Annotated in this window: 19 protein-coding genes; 6 read left to right on the forward strand and 13 right to left on the reverse strand. The window is 72.7% G+C overall.

Translation table 11 applies throughout. The annotated features are described in order from the left end of the window. Positions 1–10: 10 nt before the first annotated feature. From ACPXCS_RS25410 to ACPXCS_RS25425, 4 genes are all read right to left on the reverse strand, one after another. Positions 11–844: an ABC transporter ATP-binding protein gene (locus tag ACPXCS_RS25410; RefSeq protein WP_425949512.1), complete on the reverse strand. Its 834-nt coding sequence runs from the start codon at positions 842–844 to the stop codon at positions 11–13. Beyond that, positions 831–1,883, reverse strand: coding sequence for an ABC transporter substrate-binding protein (locus ACPXCS_RS25415; RefSeq protein ID WP_425949514.1), 1,053 nt, complete (start codon positions 1,881–1,883; stop codon positions 831–833). The genes ACPXCS_RS25410 and ACPXCS_RS25415 overlap by 14 nt, the downstream gene beginning before the upstream one ends. A 59-nt stretch (positions 1,884–1,942) precedes the next feature. Next, the gene (locus ACPXCS_RS25420) at positions 1,943–2,809 is read right to left on the reverse strand and encodes an ABC transporter permease (protein ID WP_425949516.1); all 867 of its coding nucleotides are present in this window, start codon (positions 2,807–2,809) and stop codon (positions 1,943–1,945) included. 601 nt (positions 2,810–3,410) lie between these two features. Next, on the reverse strand, positions 3,411–4,376 hold the full coding sequence (locus ACPXCS_RS25425) for a glycoside hydrolase family 6 protein (RefSeq protein ID WP_425949517.1): 966 nt from the start codon (positions 4,374–4,376) through the stop codon (positions 3,411–3,413). A gap of 254 nt (positions 4,377–4,630) precedes the next feature. Between ACPXCS_RS25425 and ACPXCS_RS25430 the strand changes: the two genes are divergently transcribed. The 4 genes from ACPXCS_RS25430 (at position 4,631) to ACPXCS_RS25445 (ending at position 7,889) form a co-directional block, all read left to right on the forward strand. Further along, positions 4,631–5,644: a LacI family DNA-binding transcriptional regulator gene (locus tag ACPXCS_RS25430; protein WP_425949518.1), complete on the forward strand. Its 1,014-nt coding sequence runs from the start codon at positions 4,631–4,633 to the stop codon at positions 5,642–5,644. Between the two features lie 85 nt (positions 5,645–5,729). After that, entirely contained in the window at positions 5,730–6,503 is a 774-nt protein-coding gene (locus tag ACPXCS_RS25435; RefSeq protein ID WP_425949520.1) for an SDR family oxidoreductase, read from the forward strand. 106 nt (positions 6,504–6,609) lie between these two features. Then, positions 6,610–6,996 carry a nuclear transport factor 2 family protein gene (locus ACPXCS_RS25440; protein ID WP_425949522.1) on the forward strand — a complete coding sequence of 129 codons (387 nt, stop codon included), beginning with the start codon at positions 6,610–6,612 and terminating at the stop codon, positions 6,994–6,996. A gap of 59 nt (positions 6,997–7,055) precedes the next feature. Then, on the forward strand, positions 7,056–7,889 hold the full coding sequence (locus tag ACPXCS_RS25445; RefSeq protein ID WP_425949524.1) for a MerR family transcriptional regulator: 834 nt from the start codon (positions 7,056–7,058) through the stop codon (positions 7,887–7,889). Positions 7,890–8,144: 255 nt separating this feature from the next. Here ACPXCS_RS25445 and ACPXCS_RS25450 read toward each other — a convergent pair whose 3' ends face one another. Further along, positions 8,145–9,086 carry an alpha/beta hydrolase family protein gene (locus ACPXCS_RS25450; protein ID WP_425949525.1) on the reverse strand — a complete coding sequence of 314 codons (942 nt, stop codon included), beginning with the start codon at positions 9,084–9,086 and terminating at the stop codon, positions 8,145–8,147. Between the two features lie 136 nt (positions 9,087–9,222). On the opposite strand from ACPXCS_RS25450, the gene ACPXCS_RS25455 reads away from it, so the two are divergent. Continuing rightward, positions 9,223–9,849, forward strand: a complete 627-nt coding sequence (locus ACPXCS_RS25455) for a TetR/AcrR family transcriptional regulator (protein WP_425949526.1) — start codon at positions 9,223–9,225, stop codon at positions 9,847–9,849. Positions 9,850–9,879: 30 nt separating this feature from the next. On the opposite strand, the gene ACPXCS_RS25460 is transcribed toward ACPXCS_RS25455, so the two are convergent. Both ACPXCS_RS25460 and ACPXCS_RS25465 read right to left on the reverse strand, forming a co-directional pair. Continuing rightward, complete coding sequence (locus tag ACPXCS_RS25460) at positions 9,880–10,503, reverse strand: GtrA family protein (RefSeq protein WP_425949528.1); 624 nt, start codon at positions 10,501–10,503, stop codon at positions 9,880–9,882. Between the two features lie 189 nt (positions 10,504–10,692). Continuing rightward, on the reverse strand, positions 10,693–11,454 hold the full coding sequence (locus ACPXCS_RS25465) for a ZIP family metal transporter (RefSeq protein WP_425949529.1): 762 nt from the start codon (positions 11,452–11,454) through the stop codon (positions 10,693–10,695). 237 nt (positions 11,455–11,691) lie between these two features. Between ACPXCS_RS25465 and ACPXCS_RS25470 the strand changes: the two genes are divergently transcribed. Continuing rightward, on the forward strand, positions 11,692–13,215 hold the full coding sequence (locus ACPXCS_RS25470) for a substrate-binding domain-containing protein (protein WP_425949531.1): 1,524 nt from the start codon (positions 11,692–11,694) through the stop codon (positions 13,213–13,215). 17 nt (positions 13,216–13,232) lie between these two features. Here ACPXCS_RS25470 and ACPXCS_RS25475 read toward each other — a convergent pair whose 3' ends face one another. The 6 genes from ACPXCS_RS25475 to ACPXCS_RS25500 are packed head-to-tail and all read right to left on the reverse strand — an operon-like array spanning position 13,233 to position 18,094. Continuing rightward, positions 13,233–13,925, reverse strand: a complete 693-nt coding sequence (locus ACPXCS_RS25475) for a 2-phosphosulfolactate phosphatase (RefSeq protein ID WP_425949532.1) — start codon at positions 13,923–13,925, stop codon at positions 13,233–13,235. 58 nt (positions 13,926–13,983) lie between these two features. Continuing rightward, on the reverse strand, positions 13,984–14,778 hold the full coding sequence (locus ACPXCS_RS25480; RefSeq protein WP_425949534.1) for an endo alpha-1,4 polygalactosaminidase: 795 nt from the start codon (positions 14,776–14,778) through the stop codon (positions 13,984–13,986). Continuing rightward, positions 14,775–15,437, reverse strand: coding sequence for a spherulation-specific family 4 protein (locus ACPXCS_RS25485; protein ID WP_425949536.1), 663 nt, complete (start codon positions 15,435–15,437; stop codon positions 14,775–14,777). Before ACPXCS_RS25485 ends, ACPXCS_RS25480 begins: the two co-directional genes overlap by 4 nt. Next, on the reverse strand, positions 15,434–16,327 hold the full coding sequence (locus tag ACPXCS_RS25490) for an NAD-dependent epimerase/dehydratase family protein (RefSeq protein ID WP_425949538.1): 894 nt from the start codon (positions 16,325–16,327) through the stop codon (positions 15,434–15,436). Before ACPXCS_RS25490 ends, ACPXCS_RS25485 begins: the two co-directional genes overlap by 4 nt. Before the next feature lie 7 nt (positions 16,328–16,334). Continuing rightward, positions 16,335–17,048: a nucleotidyltransferase family protein gene (locus tag ACPXCS_RS25495; RefSeq protein ID WP_425949540.1), complete on the reverse strand. Its 714-nt coding sequence runs from the start codon at positions 17,046–17,048 to the stop codon at positions 16,335–16,337. A gap of 44 nt (positions 17,049–17,092) precedes the next feature. Then, positions 17,093–18,094, reverse strand: coding sequence for a GDP-mannose 4,6-dehydratase (locus ACPXCS_RS25500; protein WP_425949542.1), 1,002 nt, complete (start codon positions 18,092–18,094; stop codon positions 17,093–17,095). Positions 18,095–18,100: the final 6 nt, after the last annotated feature.

An 18,100-nucleotide genomic window follows, 5' to 3' on the forward strand; every position in this document is an offset into this window, starting at 1 on the left:
GAGACGGGTTTCAGGCCGCCGCGGCGGCCTTGACGGCGTGGGACACCCGCGCGCGCAGCTCGGCGAACTCCGCCGAGTTGCGCAGCTCCTCGGCGTCGACGTCGCCGCGCGGCAGGTCGATCGGCAGGTCCAGGGCCACGGTGCCGGGGCTCCTGGTCAGCACCACGATGCGGGAGCCGAGGAACACCGCCTCGTCCGCCGAGTGCGTCACGAACACCGCGGTCCGCCCGGTCCGTTCGGTCACCCGCCGGAGGTCCTCCTGCAGCCGCTCCCGGGTCAGCGCGTCCAGCGCCGCGAACGGCTCGTCCAGCAGCAGAAGGGGGTTCTCGGCGGCGAGCGCCCGGGCGATGGCGACGCGTTGCCGCTGACCGCCGGAGATCTCCCAGGTGCGCCGCCTCTCGGTGCCTTCGAGCCCGACCCGGGCCAGCAACTCGGCGCGCCGCCGCGGCCATTGCGCACGGTCCACCCCCGCGTACCGCAGCGCCAGGTCGATGTTGCCCCGGACGGTCCGCCACGGGAACAGCCGCGGTGACTGGAACACCACGCCCGCCGCCTCACCGGGTCGCGGCTCGGCGCCGGAGACGCGCACCGAGCCGTGCGTGGGCCGTTCGAACCCGGCGATCAGCCGCAGCAGCGTGCTCTTGCCGCAGCCGGAGGCGCCCACCAGGACCAGGAACTCCCCGGCCGGCACGGTCAGGTCGACCGGGCCGACGGCGGTGAAGGTCTCGCCGGCCCGGCCGTACCGGTGGGTGACGTGGTCGATGCGGACCGATCCGGCGCCGGAGGCGTCCCGCCCGAAGGTGCCCTTCGCTGGGGTGCCGCGGGTGGTCTCAGCCGAGGACATCGGGCAGTCCCTTCAGGTAGAACGCCTTGCGGACGACGTCCTCGGACGGCGCGGCGGGGATCTGCTTCTGGTCGGCCAGGAACGCTCCGGTGTCGGTGACGTAGCCGAGCAACCTGCCCGGGCTGCCGTCCGCGCCCAGCCAGTCGGCGGAGACCACCTGCTCTGGGGTGAGGAACACGCCCTGGGCGAGCTGCGCCCGGGCGTCCTCGGCGGGGATGCCCAGTTCGGCGGCGACGGCCCGGACCGTGCCGTCCGGGTCGGACTTGATCAGGCGCAGGGCCTCGGCCTGCGCCGTGCGCCAGGCGTCGATCGCCTCGGGGTCCCTGGCGATCAGGTCGTCCGACACGACGGCCAGATCGAGGGTCGGCTTGCCCGCCGCGCCGATCTCCTTGCTGCTGGTGAGCTGGGTGCCGGTCGCCCGCAGCTCGTCGAGGGTCGGCAGCCAGACGTAGGCGGCGTCGATGTCGCCCCGTTGCCAGGCGGCGAGGATGGGCTGCGGCTGCAGGTCGACGAGTTCGACGTCCGACGGCTTCAGACCGGCCGTCTCCAGCGCCGCCAGCAGGCTGTAGTGGGAGGTGGAGGCGAAGGGAGTGGCTATCTTCCTCCCCTTGAGCCCGGCGACCTCGGTGATGCCGGTGGCCTTGCGCGCCACCAGTGCCTCGTTCTCGCCCGCGACGTCGAGGATCCAGGCGACCTTGTACGGGATGGGCGAACTGCCGGACACCCCGCGGGCGAACGGGCTGGAGCCCAGCGCCGCGATGTCCAGGGACTTGCCGAGGAAGGCCTGGTTGACGCCGGCACCGGAGTCGAACTTGATCCAGGTGATCTCGTGGTCCGGCAGGGCCTTCTCCAGCAGCTTTCTGTGCTTCACGAGCAGGTCGCCGCTGGGGAAGGCGAAGTAGCCGATGCGCAGCCGCCGGGAGCCGCCGGACGCCGAGGCCGCGCTGTCGGAGGAGCAGCCGGTGACGGCGGCGGACACCGCGGCCAGGGCCCCGGCGAGGAGGAGCCGGCGGGAGGGGCCGTGCGGGGCAGGGGACATGGTGGAGCCGTTTCTGTGCGAGGGACGGGCAGGACGGAGACGGGCCGGGGGAGGGCCGGCTAGGCGTGGCCGCGCCAGGGGACGGCCACGCGTTCGAGCCGCAGCAGGAGGCCGTCGATGATCAGGCCGGAGACGCCGATGGCGATGATGCCGACGAGCACCACGGGCGTGTTGTTGTAGTTGGCGGCGTCCTTGACCATGCCGCCGATCCCGGGCAGGCCGTTGACCAACTCGGCCGCGACCAGGGAGGAGTAGGCCACGCCCACGGCGAGCCGGACTCCGGTGAGGGTCTCCGGCAGGGCGGACGGGACGACGACGTCGCGCACCACGTCCCAGCGGGACCCGCCGAGGGCGCGGGCGGCCTCGATCAGGTGCTTCGGCACGGCGGCGACGGCCGTGGTCGTGGACACCGCGACGGGCGGGAAGGCGGCCACCGCGAGGAGCGTGATCTTCGGCTCCTCGTCGATGCCCAGCCAGATGATGAGCAGCGAGAAGTACGCCAGCGGCGGCAGTGTGCGCAGGAACGTGATCCAGGGCTCGAACAGCGAACGCATCCAGCCGACGGTGCCCATCAGCAGTCCGAGGACCACGCCGGCGACCACGCCGATGCCGGCACCCAGTGCGATGCGCCGCAGGCTGATGCCCAGGTGCTCCACGAGCGTGGTCCCGTTGTAGCCGCGGACGCCGTCGTGGGTGGTCGAGACGTCGACGAACGCGTCCCACACCGTGACCGGCTCGGGAACGAGCGTCTCGCTCCACGTCCCGCTCGCCGCGAGCAGGTGCCACAGGGCGAGGAAGAGCAGGAGCGAGCCCGACGGCAGTGCGACGGGGCGCACCCGTGGCCATACGTCCCGTGCCGGGGCACGGGGTTCGGGAGGCGCCTCGGGCGGGCCGACGGGATCGCGCAGTGCGGGAGTTGTGGACACCTGGAGTCCTCCAAGGGCGCCGGGACGTGAGCGGCCGCCCCTGCACGCGGGCAGGGGGCGACCGGCCCCGGGCGGGAGTCATGCCGAACGAAGGGGAGAGCGCGCGTTGCGGTACGGAGCGCGGGGAGCGGCCCGGTGCGGGTGGCGTCACCGCACGGCAGGGCGCGTCAGAACAGCGAATTCAGCGACAACACGAGCCCGGGCGTCGGCACAGGTCGATGACCAGGCGTCGCACCAAGGACTCGGAATTCATGAGGCATATTTCTACAGCAGCTGCGGCCCGGCGCCAACAGGCGTCCACTCCTCGGAACGGGACCGCGGCCGGTGCGCTCCGGGTGCTCCCGGACCCGGAGGGGGGAAGACGACCACACCGCGCACGCGCCGCTTGCCGGGGATGGCGTTGACCGGCACCGACCGGCGCCGCCGTACCGCTGGGCCCGGTCCAGGAGACCGTGCAGGGGTCGTCGTCCAGCCGGACCGGGCGGTCCACTCGCGAAGGAGGAGGTGTAGGACCGGCGGTCCGGGGTAATCGCTTGCCCGCTGGACAGGAAGGGCCGCGACACCTGGGGAGGTCGGCGCGGCCCTTCCCGGCAGTCCGGGATCAGTAGCCGTAGATCATCTTGTAGGCGACCTCGGGGAGGAACTGCCCGGCCGAGGAGCCCTGTCCCACGCCGCAGTTGCCGTCCGACTCCCCGGGCACCTTGATCCACAGGAGCATCTCGGCGCCTCCGCCCAGCCGGGTGGGAGTGCCGATGCGGCGGCCCGCGGGGTTGCACCACTGGCCGTCGGAGCCGTTGCCGTTGCGGCTGGTGTCGACGACGAACGGCTTGGTGTAGCCGTAGCGGGAGCTCAGTTCGCGGTTGACGGCGTTGCCGTAGGCGGTGTTCTCGGTGGTGGGGATGTAGTTGGAGATGTTGAGCGAGAAGCCGTGGGCCTGCCGGAGTCCGGCTTCGTGCAGGCGCCGGGCCATGGTCGCCGCGTCGGCCCAGCGCGGGTTGCCGGCGTCCATGTAGACCCAGGTGTTGGGCGCCTGGCGGCTGAACTGGGCGAGGGCGCCGCTGAGCATGCTCTCGCGCTCGTCGATCTGCGCCTGGGTCATGCAGCCGTAGTCCCCGAGGGAGTCCGGTTCGAGGATGACGACGGCCGGGCGGCTGCCGATCCCGCCGGCGAACTGGGCGATCCAGTCGGCGTACGCGGACGGCGAGGCGGCTCCGCCCGCCGAGTGGCCGCCGCAGTAGTCGCGGTTGTAGATGTTGTACGCGACGAGGAGGGGCAGCTTGTCCACGCGGTCCGCGGCCCCCGCGTAGGCGCCCGCGGCGGTGCCGATGCTGCCGCTCCAGGAGCCGAACCAGCGGGCCATCGGTGTGTTGGCGATGGAGGCGTTGATCGCGGCGGCGCGGCCGTCAGCGGGGTTGGCGGCCACCCACCTCTTCGCGCTGGAGTCCGGGTCCACGTAGAAACCGCTGGTCAGACCGGTCGGGTCGGCCGCGTGCGCGGAGGGCGCGGTGGCGAGCGCCAGCGGCACGGCGGAGACGGCCGCGGCCAAGGCGAGGAGTGCACGGCGCATGACAGAACCTCGATTCCTGGTGGGGGTGTGTCGGGTGCGGGACGCGACGAACTGGGAGCGCTCCCACTGGAAGCGCTCCCAAGTGCACAGGGGGTTCTCGGGGTGTGCTCGGTATCGTCCGGCCGGGTGGTTGAGCTGTCAAGAGTCGGTGCACCACTCCATGTGTGGAGCAGATGGCACGGGTGGTGTCAGGACTGGAAGCGCTCCCAGCTGAGAGGCTGATCGCCCGTTCGTGAGGAAAGGCGAGTTGCTCCATGGCAGAAGGTGCCCCGCGTCGGCAGCCGACGCTCGACGAGGTGGCCGAACGCGCCGGTGTCTCCCGCTCGGTGGCCTCCCGCGCCCTCAACAACGCACCGCACGTCAGCCGCGCGAAGCGGGAGGCGGTCGAACGGGCCGTACGGCAGCTCGGTTACGTGCCCAATCCCACCGCCCGCGCCCTGGCCACCCGGCAGACCGGCGCTGCCGCACTGGTCGTGTCGGGAGAGGACCCGTCGATCTTCGCGGATCCGTTCTACGCCCAGGTGATCGTCGGGGCGTCGCAGGCACTGGAGGAGGCCGACCTGCACCTGATGCTGTGTCTGGCCGCTTCCGACCGGGGGCGCAAGCGCGTGGAGGAACTCTTCCGGTCCAAGGGCGCCGACGGCGTCATGCTGATGGCGCTGCGGGAGGACGATCCGCTGGCCGCCGCGGCCGCGGGGGCGGAGATGCCGGTCGTGTTCGGAGGGCGCCCGGTCGGTGCGGTCCCGCGCTGGTACGTGGACGTCGACAACGTCGGGGGAGCGCGCGAGGCGACCGAGTACCTGGTGGCGCGCGGCCGCACGCGCGTGGCCGCGATCTGCGGGCGTCTGGACACCGAGGCCGGGCGGGCCCGGTACCGCGGCTACCGGGACGCCCTGCTGGCCGCCGGTCTCGATCCGCTGCCGGCCGGGGAAGGGGACTTCACCGAGCCCAGCGGAGCCGCCGCCATGGCCGCGCTGCTGGCCGGACACCCCGACGTGGACGGGGTGTTCGCCGCCAACGACAACATGGCCGCCGGTGCGCTGCGCACCCTGCGTGCGGCCGGGCGGGCGGTGCCCTCCGACGTCGCCGTGGTGGGTTTCGACGACCTGACCGTCGCTCAGGTCGCCGATCCGCCCCTCACCACCGTCCACCAGCCCATAGCGGCTCTCGGGCGGGAGATGGCGCGCATGCTGGTCGCAGCGGTCGGCGGTCACGACCCCACCCCGCTGATCCTGCCCACGCGCCTGGTCGTCCGCGCGAGCGCCTGACGGGCCGGGCGTCGGGGGAGGGGGCGCGGCCGAGCGGCCGACCCGGCTTGACCCTCTCCCCGGGGGAGACTCCAGGGTCGCCTCCATGAACAGCACAGATCTCGACGGTCGCAGCGCGGTGGTGGCGGGCGGCAGCAAGGGAGCCGGCCTGGCCACGGTCCGCCGGCTGCAGGAGGCGGGGGCACGGGTCGTGGCCATCGCCCGGACGCCCCCGCAGACGCCGGACGTCCGGTCGGTCCGGGCCGACCTCAGCACCTCCGACGGTGTCGCCACGGCCGCCCGCGACGTCACCCGGCTCGTCGGCACCCCGGACGTCCTCGTGCACCTGGTGGGCGGATCCCGCGCCCCGGCCGGCGGTTACGCGGTGCTCGACGACGAGACCTGGGCCGAGGAACTGGCACTCAACCTGCTGCCCGCGGTCCGGCTCGACCGCGCCCTGGTCCCGGCCATGGCGGACCGCGGCACGGGTGCGATCGTGCACGTGACGTCCATCCAGCGCCGTATGCCGCTGCACGAGTCGACCCTCGCGTACGCCGCGGCCAAGAGCGCCCTGGCCACGTACAGCAAAGGGCTGGCCAACGAACTGGCGCCCGCCGGTCTCCGGGTCAACAGCGTCGCCCCCGGCTTCATCCGCACCGACGGCGCCGAGCATCTGCTGCGCCGCCGGATGAGCGAGTCCGGCATCACCAGGCAGGCGGCGCTGGCGGACCTCATGAGCGTCCTCGGCGGCATCCCGCTGGGGCGGCCCGCCGAGCCGGAGGAGGTGGCCGAGGCCATCGCCTTCCTGGTCTCCGACCGGGCGAGTTCCGTCACCGGCACCGAACTCGTCGTCGACGGCGGCACCATCCGGACCGTCTGATCCCGAGGAGCGAGAGATGACAGACGCGAGAGTGAGAGGAGCAGAGGTGAGCGGAGCAGAGGTGAGCGGAGCAGAGGTGAGCGGAGCAGAGGTGAGAGAAGCGCTGGTGACAGAGGTGCCGGTGGCGGAAGCGCCGGTGGCGGAGGTGCCGGTGGCGGAGGCGCAGGCGGCTGAAGCGCGGGACTTCGCCGAGGAGTACTTCGCCGCGGCGGTGGACACCGACCACGGGCGCCATGCCGCCCTCTTCGCCGACGACGCCCTCGTCCACGACGACGGCCGGAGCCATCGGGGGCTCGCGGCCGTGCGCCGCTGGCACGGCGAGGTCCCGGCCGTGGTGTACGACCTGCGCGAGGTCACCGGCACCGCCGCGGCGTGCCGAGCCGTGGCGGCGGTCTCGGGCGACTTCCCCGGCAGCCCGGTCACCCTTCGGTTCACCTTCGAGCGCGATGCCCGGGGGAAGATCACCCTGCTCGACATCGAGCCCGCGACCTGAAAGACGGGGCCGGATCCGGCCCCGTCCGGATCCGGACACCCACGACGAGGAGGACGGCGTTGGACCGGCGACTGACCATCGGGGAGTTCTCCCGCCTCACGCACCTCAGCATCCGGGCGCTCCGGCGCTACCACGAGCAGGACCTCCTGGTCCCCGCCGAGGTGGACCCCGGCACCGGCTACCGCTACTACTCGCTCGCCCAGGTCGGGCCGGCGCTGACCATCCGGCGGTTCCGGGAGCTCGACCTCCCGCTGGCGGATCTGCGGAACTACCTGCGGGCCGAGGCCGCCGGAGAGGAGGCAGGCGACCACGGCGCGCGGGAGATCGTCGCCGCTCACCTGCGGCGGCTGGAGGACCGGCTCGGCCGCACCCAGCGGGCGGCGCAGGCGCTGCGCGAACTCCTCGACCCGGAGGCCGCGCGGACCGTGAGCCTGGAGGTCCTGCCGGCCCGGCGTGTCCTCGCCGTGTCCCTCGACGTCCCGCCCGGAGCCGATCTGAGCTGGTACGACACGGCGATGCGGGAACTGGACGCGGTGGCGGGACCGCGACCCGTGCTGCCACCGGGCGGCCGCTACGCGCACACGCTGTTCACGGAGGGCCACGGCCGTGCGACGGTCTACCTCCCCACCGAGACTCCGCTGCCGCCGGGAGCGCCGGCCACCGTGCGGGAGCTGCACCTGCCCGAGCGGACGGCCGCCGTCACCACCCACACCGGACCGCACGACGACCTGGACCTCGCCTACGCCGCCGCGGGTTCCCACGCCCGCCGGAAGGGCATGACCGCGCAGGATTTCGTGGAGGAGGTGTACCTCATCGGCCCGCGCGACACCGACCGGCCCGAGCACTGGCGCACGCTCGTGGCGTGGCTGGTCACCTCCGACACGACGCCGTGAACGCGGATCCCCCCCCGCGCGTGCTTCTCCAGCCTCGACGGCTTCGGCGCCGCCGGTGCCGCCGGTGCCGCCGGTGGCGACAGGAGCGGCTACTGCGGCGAGCAGGGCTCCGAGCTCCTGCCGGCACCGGGCTCCTGCCGGCCCAGGGCTCTGCCGGCCCGGCCCAGGGCTTCTGCCGGCCGCGAGCGGGCGCGGCCGGCATCGACTCGAACTGATCGGGAACACCGGAGGCTCGACGGTGGCCCTGATCGGCGGCTACTTGCTCTGCAGCCGTCCCAGCGGTTCGGGGTCCTCCTCCAGCGCCGTCGCCGCCGCCTTCCAGCCGGTGTCCTCCCCGCAGAGGGCGTCGCGCAGCCAGGCCGTGGTGAGCCGCTGGATCAGGGCGACGCGTGCGGGACTCTCGTCGGTCGTCTCGGCGGCCTCGTAGCCGGGGATCCCGCCGAGCGAGTGCTCCGCTCCGAACAGGGTGAGCAGGGTCTTGCCGCCCGGGCTGTAGGTGTACGGGTCGGTGAACCAGTCGGGACCGCGTGTGGAGAGACGCGACTGGTCGTTGTCCCCGGCCACGATCAGGGCCGGTGCGGCCATGGTGTCGAACGACGGCCGCATGAAGGGGAAGTGCTCGGCGGCGAACGGGGTCAGGTCGTCGCCGAGTCCGGTGAGGGCGAACAGCACACCGGCCCTGACGCGCGGGTCGGACATGTCCTCGCCGGGAACGCCGTCGGGTCCGAGGACCCGCGCGCCCAGCAGCGCGCTCGCGGTCTGGGCTCCCCAGGAGTGGCCGGCCACGGCGACGCGGTCGTGGTCGACGCGTCCGGCGAGGCCCGGCACGGAGGCCGCCAGCACGTCGAGTCCGTCCAGCACCCGCGTGAGGTCCTCGATGCGGAAGCGCCAGATGCGCGGGGTGCGGGGGTCGTCGGCGGCCAGGCCGAGTGTCCTGGAATCGAGGTGGGTGGGCTGGACGACGACGAAGCCGTGGGCGGCCCAGTGGTCCGCGAGCGGGGCGTAGCCGTCCATCGAGGAGCCGAAGCCGTGCGAGAAGACGACGACGGGCAGATCGTGACCGGTCGCGGGGGCGGACACCCGGACGTGCAGGTCCTCACCGCGGTCCGGGGCGGGCAGGACGACCGGCTTCGCTGACAGCACGGTGGCGGGCGGCTCGGCGGTCCGCCGGTCGTGCGCGGGACGGGCGTGGGGCATGGCAGGGCCTTCTCTCGGCTCTTGGCGTGGGTGAGGGCGGCCACGTGACATCGCGTGCGCACGGGCGCCTGGTCGACCGCTTCCGGGTCTGTCATCATGAAGAAGCGGAACGTTGTTCCATTTAAGATACGGAACGATGTTCCGTTTCGCAACAGCACGGAAGGAAGCCGCGGTGAACGAGAACGACGAGCGCGCGGGAAGCTCGGCGAAGTCCCGGCGCAAGGACGCCCGGCGCAACCAGCAGACCCTGCTGGACGCGGCCGCTGCGGTCTTCGCCACCTCGGGAGTGGAGGCGCCGGTGCGTGACATCGCGGCCCGGGCGGGCGTCGGGACGGGCACGATCTACCGTCACTTCCCCACCCGGGCGGACCTCGTCATCGCCGTCTACCGCCACCAGGTCGACGCCTGCGCCGAGGCCGGACCGGCCCTGCTGGCGGCCGGCCCGACGCCGCACGCCGCCCTCGAACGCTGGGTGGACCTCTTCGTCGACTTCCTGGTCACCAAGCACGGCCTGGCCGCCGCGATGCAGGGGGACAGTGCGGGATTCGAGACGCTACACGCCTACTTCCTGGACCGCCTCCTGCCGGTGTGCGCCCGGCTCCTCGAAGCGGCCGCCGCCTCCGGTGAGATCCGCCCCGATCTGGATGCCTACCAACTCATGCGCGGCATCGGGAACTTGTGCATCGGGGCCGAGAGCGACACCCGCTACGACGCGCGCCGGCTGGTCGGGCTCCTCGTCGCGGGGCTGCGCCGGCCGGACTGAGTGGCCCGCCACCGGGCGCCCCGGGTGGGCTCAGGCGGTCCGGCAGAGTGCGGCCGGGCCGATCCCCGTCGTGCCGGGGATCAGAGGCGGGCACGGGAGGGCGGCCAGGGCGGCGGGTGCGGTCCGGGTCCGCCGTCGCGCGGCCGACGCCCTTTGGTGCTCCGTCAGTACCCGCTGCTGTTCCGTCCGCATCCGCTGCCGTTCGCCCCGTGCCCGCTGCTTCTCCGGCTGCGCCTGCCGCCGTGCGAAGACGACGAGGCGCAGGACGGCGAACCGCGCGACACCGGCGAGTGCGGAGGCGGACAGGTAGACGGCCTGTTCGAGCATCGCGCCGGGCGTCGTCAGCAGGTGCAGGGCGAGCATCGCCGCGGAGGTCACCGCGTAGGCGCCCACCGCCGATCCGGCCGACTGTGCGTGCTGGCGCCGGCTCGCGTGCCGGCCCGCCCCGAAGGTGAAACGGGCGTGCAACTCGGTGGCGAGGAGCGTGGACGCCGCCGTGATCAGGGCGTTGGCCAGGATCCATGGCATCACGGAGGCCGCGGCCGTCACGGCGAAGCTGGACGCGATCCCCACCCCGCCGCCGCAGACCACGAACCGGGCGAAGGCGGTGAGGGCGCCTGGCCCTGCCCGCCCCTGTCCTCGTCCTGGCTCCATGGTCCCCCCTGACTGCCATTTAGTTTCAACAGTCAGAAACGCTACGTTGCGTTCACGATATGAGCAACTGATTTATTGCGCCCGATGGGCTTATCTCCAGCTCAAGTCGAGCAAATCGTTGCAACCGGATGGTGTAATGCAACGGGTCTTCCCTCGCGGCTTTGCAATGAAGGAGGGTGAAGGCAACGGCTACGCGTGGGACAAGGCGAACGAGACCAGGAAGCCGCCGACGGTCACCAGCCCGATCGCCAGGTGCGCCTCCTGGAACGCCTCCGGGATCATCGTGTCGGCGATCATCGCCAGGATCGCGCCCGCGGCCACGGCCGTGACCGCCGCGATCACCGCCGTGGAGAAACCCCCGACCACGGAGTAGCCCAGGACGGCGGAGACGGCGCTCGCGACGGCGATCGCACCCCACACCCCGAAGACGTAGCCCTTGCCGCGTCCCGCCTTCCTCATGCCGGCCGAACTGGACAGTCCTTCGGGGATGTTGCTGATGAACACCGCCGCCACGGTGACCGCGCTGACGGCGCCGCCGTTCAACAGGCCGACCCCGATGACCGCGGACTCGGGGACGCCGTCGAGCAGCGCGCCCAGGGCCAGCGCCAGCCCCGAGCCCTTGTCCTCCTCCTCGGAGGGCTGCGCCTGGGCGGGATGGTGGCCGGAGCGTTTGCGGTGCCGGGCGCCGCGGCCGGCCAGCCACAGGTTGCCGGCCGTGTAGGCCAGCGCCCCGGCCAGCGTGCCGAGGGCCGCCGGGACGAGTCCGGCCTCGTCGTACGCTTCACCGACCAGTTCGAAGGAGACGGCCGAGAGCAGCACACCGGCGCCGAAGGCCATCACCAGTGCGATGACCTTCTGCGGAACGTGCAGCCGGTAGCCGAGCACCGCTCCCAGCAGCAGGGCGGAGCCGGCCACGACACCCCAGCCGCCGGCTTGGATCACTTCAGGCATGCTGCTCCGTCTACCCCGGCACCGGCTCGTCCCACCCCGGTCACGCCAGGAGTCGCGCGAGCCGCGCGACGCGGCTGCGCCGGGCGGTGATTCACGGGCCCGCCTGCGGATACAGGGCGTCGAAGCGCAGCGAAGTTGAACGGCAAGCGAACACTGCCGCCCCACTCGTGACGGACTGTTCGGCCAGACATACGGTGACCCCACCATCTGAGCTCTGGGAGTGGCGGGGGACCACCAGTGGAGTGGCTGAGCCTTGAGAACGTCATCGCCATCGGCACGTCCGTCCTCGGTCTCCTCGTGCCCATCGCGATGTTCCTGTACGACCGCCGGGTGCCGCGCCGCAAGCTGATCGGCTACCGCGTCCAGATGGACAGCCCGATAGGTGACGGGGCGTCCAACCCCCGCCTCGGCGACTTCGACGTACCCAACATGGCCGACGCGTCGCTCGTACTGCTGCGCATCGAGAACGACGGTTCGCAGAGCGTCGCCGACAACGACTACACCTCGTCCGAAGTCCACGGCCTGACCGCCGAGTTCACCGGCCGCACGGTCCAGGCCGTGTCGGTCACCCAGCCGTCCGGCATCGAGCACCTGAACAGTCACTTCACCAACGCCAACGGCTTCGAGCACGTCGGCAGCACGGTGACGATCCCGCGTGTCCCGCTCAACCCGGGCGACCACTTCAAGCTGCTGGTCCTGCTCTCCGGCGGCCCGGCCGAAGGGGACGTCAAGCTGATCGGCGGCCTGCGGGACGGCCGGGTCCACCGCAACAGCGCTCCCAAACCGGACGAGAAACAGCGCACGTTCAGCCTCCCGGCCCGGCTGCTCAGCGGCGCGCTGGCCCTCGCGGTGCTCGCCCTCGCCGGCATCATCGTGCTGCGCGTCGGCAACCCGATCGAGTGCGAGCAGGGCGAGTTGACCCTGACGGGCTCGACCGCCTTCGAGCCCGTCGTCCGGACGATCGCCGACCAGTACGAGAGCAAGTGCCAGGGCGTCGACATCTCCGTCGAGGCGCGCGGCAGCGAGGACGGTGTCTCCGGGCTCGCGGAGCTGGGCGAACGGTCGCCGGGCGCCGCACGGTCCGTCATCGCGTTCTCGGACGGGCCGATGGGGGAGCGCTGGGAACTGACGGGGCACGAGGTCGCGCTGTCCTTCTTCACCCTCGTCGTCCACCGCGACATCCACCTCGGCCCGCAAGGGCTGTCCCCGCAGCAGGTGCGGGACATCTACGCGGGCAGGTACCGGCGCTGGGGCGAGGTCGTACCCGGCCGGACGGAGATCGCCGACCTGCCGATCGTCCTGGTCAGCCGGGGGGACGAGTCCGGCACGCGGCAGATCTTCCAGGACCGGGTGCTCAAGGGGTGGGAGCGGGCCCCGAGCACCTCACTGGACTGCAGGCCGCCCACGCGGCCCGACGGCACGGTCACGCGCTGCGAACTCGGCTCGACCCGGGCCGTGCTCGACAAGGTGGAGGAACAGCCCGGCGCCATCGGCTACAGCGAGGTCGGCCTCGCGAAGGAGCGGGGCGGCAAGGTGACCACGGTCCCTCTGGACGGCGACTGGCCGGACGAGGAGCGGATCGACCTGGGCGCCGGACCGTACCCCTACAAGGACGTCGAGTACGCCTACACCTACGGCCCCGCCCCGGCCGACTCCCTCGCGGCCAGCTTCCTGGCCTACCTCGACGAGTCCACCAGTCAGAAGGTGATCCGCGGGAAGGGCCACCTGCCGTGCCTGCGGGAACCCCGGCAGTGCCGCTGACGCTCCGCCCGCCCGGATCAGCCCGGCGACGGATCGGGTACCGCGACGGGACGGAGCACCGTCAGGGAGTCCTCCTGACGGGCCCTCATCACGAAGGGGAACCGGTCGATCTCCAGGCAGAGCCGCACGTCGTCCGGATGGCTACCCGCCCGCCGGCCGCTCGTGAGATCGGCCGCCGCCCGGGAGGTCCGCGCGCGGTGGAGGTACGGCCCCGCCTCGACCGCACCCCCGGCGACGCGGTCGCCGATGTACTCCGCGCAGGCCAGGTCCTCCTCGGCCCGGCCCTCCTCGCCGGTGACGACGAAGGTCACCGGACCGGCGGCCCCCGCCCGCAGGAACCGCGCGGTCGGACCGGCCACCACGAAGCTCGCGCACAGCACGAGCGGCGCGCCGGCGACGGCCAGCGCGCCGACCGTGCCGGCCGTCGTCTTCTGCACCAGCGTGCGACCGGTGAGATCGCTCGTCCTGATCAGGCCGGGGGAGTTCACCAGGTCGAAGCCCTCCACCGGCGCCCCGTCCTTCAGGGCCAGCCAGCCCGGCCGGCTCTCCTTCAGGGCGAGCGCCTCGCGCACCGTCGACGCCAGGACGATCCGCTCCGCCCCGCGCGAGAACGCCCAGGCGGCCACGGTGAAGGCGCGCATGACGTCGATGACGACCGCGACCCGGGGCGTGCCGGTCAACTCCGGTATGCCGACGAAGCGATGAGCCATCACACCATCCTGCCGGACCGGCTGGCCCGCCGCGGGGGAGGGCGGTGCACGGGCCCCCTCAGCAAGGACTGCGCCACACTCCCAGTTCCGGCCTCTTCAGCATCGACGACAGTCCCAGCCGGCGGGAGTCGGCGCAGAAACCGCTTCTGGGCTCCGTGTACTCCACGTGGAACACCGCCTTTCCCGCCTCGACGAACGGGGAGAGCGCGTCGCACTCGTCGTACTGGGCGCACTCCTCGTTGACCGCGAAGTCGAAGTGGGACACGAGCTGCGGGATCTGCGGGAGGTCGTTCTTCAGGCCGACCGACAGCCCTCGCTCGTGGGCGATGTCCGCGATCATGCGGTTGTAGCGGAGCTGGTCGCGCGCGGTGAGCGGGAAGCCGGTGTCGTTGCCGTAACCCTCCACCAGATCGGGTTCCACCGCGTCGAAGCCCTTGTCGCGGCACATGTCGAAGCGGCGCTCCATGATCGGCCGCAGGACGGTCAACCGCCGGATGTCCAGCCAGCGTTCGCCGTCCCAGCCGTTGGGCTCGCCGAGCACCGAGCGCGGGAAGGCGTCCCGGTCCGGCCGGAAGTCCTCCCACGCGCCCACGTTGACGTAGCAGATGACCTTCCGGCCCGCGCGGTGCAGCCGGGCCACGTCCGCCGCCGAGTTCTCGAAGCCGTCGATGTCGTAGACGGGCACGTCGGCCGACGGATCGGCCCTGCCGTCGAGCTGCCACTGCCAGGCCAGGCCCGGACGGGGCTTCCACCGCGGCTCGGCCGGGGCGGGACCGCCGTCCGAGCAGCCCGCCAGCGCCGCGGCCGCCAGCGCGGTCAGCAACGCAGCGCCGGACAGGACCCGCCCTCTCATCGCTCCGCCTGGGTGAGGGCCGGAGTCAACTCGGCCCACGGGTTCGGCGGTTCACCCGTCACCGGGCCGCAGACCCCCGCTCCGCGCTCGTGCGCGGTGCGCACGGCGAGCGGAACGAGCGCGTCGGGCACGCCGTAGACGAGGTGGCACAGCCGCCCGGGTGGGTGGCGTGCCGTCCACGCCGGGCGGCTGAAGGCCGCAACGTACGTCGACCAGTGGCCCTCGAAGGTGACGGTCAGGTCGGCGAGGCGGGCGTACCCGGCCGCCGGATGGACCCCCGGGTTCAGCACCACCGTCCCGGCGCCCAGCCGGCGTACCGTCCGCACCAGCCGCCGGCAGGCCGCGAGCCCGTCCACGGTCGCCGTCACCCGGTCGAGGAAGCAGCCGTCCGCCGCGTACCACTCCCGGTGACGGCGCACGTCCTCGGTGACGTCCGCGAGGTCGCGCACCCCATAGTCGGTGTCGACGTAGCCCAGCAGCCGCGCCCCCGCGGCCCGCAGCGCACCGGCCGCGGCGGTGAACGCCGGGTCGGGCACCTCGCCCGGTCCGCTCGCCGGGTTCAGGACGACTCCGTAGGTGTGCCGCGCGGCGGTGATCAGCCGGTGCCAGGCGCCCGGGTCCTCGGCCGGATGGACGTACAGCGGAATCAGCAGGGTCACGGGGTGCGGCCGCCTTCCCACAGCGCGCCCAGCGCGTCGGTGAGGGTGCGGGCCGGGCGCCAGCCCAGTGCCTCCTCGGCGGCCGAGACGTCGGAGCACTGCCACGACACCGGCGCCGAACGGGCCGAACCGGTCGAGGTCTCCTCGATCCGGCCGCGGAACCCGGCCAGGTCGGCCAGGGTCCGCACCAGGTCGCGCACCGGGACGGCCCGGCCCCCGCCGATGTTGAGGACCGGGGGCAGCGGGCCGGGGGCCGTGGCCGCGAGCACGGCCGCCCGTGCCACGTCCCGTACGTCGACGAAGTCGCGGTGGGCGGACAGGTCGCCGAGCCGCAGCACCGCCTCCGGGTCGCCGCCGGCCTCGCGCAGCAACGCCGCCATCCGGCCCGGCAGCCCGGTGGGCGGTGCTCCGGCGCCCACCGGATTGCCCACCCGCAGGACCACCGCGTCCAGACCGGAGGTCGTCACCGCGACCGTGCCCGCGAGTTTCGTCGCCCCGTAGGAGCCGACCGGGCGGGTGGCCGCCGACTCCGTCACCGGGGCGTCCGGGACACCGGGGCCGTACTCCGCGGCCGACCCCAGATGCACCAGCCGGGCCGCGGGGGCCGCCTCGCGCAGGGCGGCGCACAGGACGGCGGGACCCCGGGCGTTGACCTCGGCGAGCGTGACGGCGTCGCCGCCGGTGGCGCCCGCGCAGTTGATCACGGTGTCGGGTGCGGCCGACGCGAGGGCCTTCGCCAGCTGCTCCGGGCGGACGACGGCGAGGTCGACGTCGACGTCGGCGCCCGGGGAGCGGCCGCCGCCGAGCACCAGCGCGCCCGGCAGGGCACGCAGGTGCTCGGTGACGTGTGCGCCCAGGTAACCGGTGAAGCCCAGGACGAGAATGCGCATGACGTGCTCAGGCTCCCTTGAGCAGAAGCGACTTGCGGGTGGTGAACTCGGCGTTGGCCTGGTCGTAGTCGTCCGGGCGGCCGATGTCCAGCCAGTAGCCGTCGAACTCGTAGGCGTGCGGCTGGTTGCGGGCCTTCAGCAGGTCCAGGACCAACTCGTCGAAGCCGAGCGGGAGTCCGGGCGTGTACCCGTCCAGGGTGGAGCGGGACAGGCCGTAGACGCCCATGGACACGCGGTAGTCCATGCTCGGCTTCTCGGTGAACGCGACGACCCTGCTGGCGTCGGTGGTCAGCACCCCGAAGTCGATGTGCACCTTGCGGGCGTACGTGGCGATGGTCAGCGGGGCACCGGAGGCGCGGTGCCGGTGCAGGACGTCGGCGTAGTCGAGGTCGGTCAGGACGTCGCCGTTCATCACCAGGAACGTCTCGGGCAGGCGGTCGCGCAGGGTGAGCAGCGGGCCCATGGTGCCCAGCGGGCTCTCCTCGGTGGCGTAGTCGACGGACAGACCCCACTGGGAGCCGTCGCCGACGTAGGCGCGGATGATCTCGCCGAGGTGGCCGATCGCGATGGTGCAGCTGGTGAAGCCGGCCGTGGAGAGCTGGCGCAGCACGATCTCCAGGATCGCGTGCTGGTCGCCGATGGGCACGAGCGGCTTGGGCAGCGCCGTGGTGTACGGCCGCAGCCGGACGCCCTTGCCTCCCGCCAGGATCACTGCGTGCATGGGGCTCCTCCTTCGTGAACGTGCGCTGACGTGCCGGACGGGGGTCAGATGTTGTAGATGCCGGTCTTGTAGCGGGCCAGGTTGGCCGGGTCGCGGAAGAACGTCACGGTGTGGGCGAGGCCCTCCTCCAGGGTGTGGGCGGGCCGCCAGCCGGTCGCCGCGGTGAGCCGGCTCGCGTCGGCGACGAGGCGCATGACCTCGGAGTTGGCCGGACGGATGCGTGCCTCGTCCGCGCGCACGTCGAGCGGCGTGTCCATCACCTTGCCGATGAGCGCGACCAGGTCGCCCACCGAGATCTCCCCGCCGGTACCGGCGTTGAAGGTACGGCCCACCACCTTCGCGGCCGGTGCGGTGCCCACGGCGAGGAACGCCTGGGCGGTGTCCTTGACGAACGTGAAGTCCCGGGTGGGCCGCAGGTCGCCCAGGGTGATGGTGCGTTCCCCCGCGGCGACCTGGCCGATGACGGTGGGGATGACCGCCCGCATCGACTGGCGCGGCCCGAAGGTGTTGAAGGGCCGCAGCGTGACGACCGGGGTGTCGAAACTGGCGTGGTAGCTGTCGGCCAGCCGGTCCCCGCCGGCCTTCGAAGCGGCGTACGGGGACTGGGTGTTGATGGGATGGTCCTCGGTGATGGGCACGGTCCGTGCGGTGCCGTACGTCTCGCTGGTCGAGGTGTGCACCAGCCGGGGCGTGCCGAGGGCGCGCACGGCCTCCAGCACGTTGAGGGTGCCGGTGACGTTGGTGTCCACGTAGCTGTGCGGCGCCTGGTACGAGTAGGGGATCGCGATCAGGGCCGCCAGGTGGTAGGCGGTGTCGGCGCCTTCGAGGAGGCCGCGCACGGAGCCGGGGTCCCGGACGTCGCCGAGGACGATCTCCACCTGGTCCAGGACGTCCGGGTGCAGCGTCTCCAGCCAGCCGTAGGAGGAGAAGGAGTTGTACTGGGCCATGGCCCGGACGCGATGCCCCGAGGCGACCAGGGCCTCGGTCAGATGCGAGCCGATGAAGCCCTCGGCTCCGGTGACGGCGGCGAGCGGTGCGGAGGTCAACTGGGT

This window comes from Streptomyces sp. DT190 (assembly GCF_049846985.1).
Classification (GTDB): domain Bacteria; phylum Actinomycetota; class Actinomycetes; order Streptomycetales; family Streptomycetaceae; genus Streptomyces.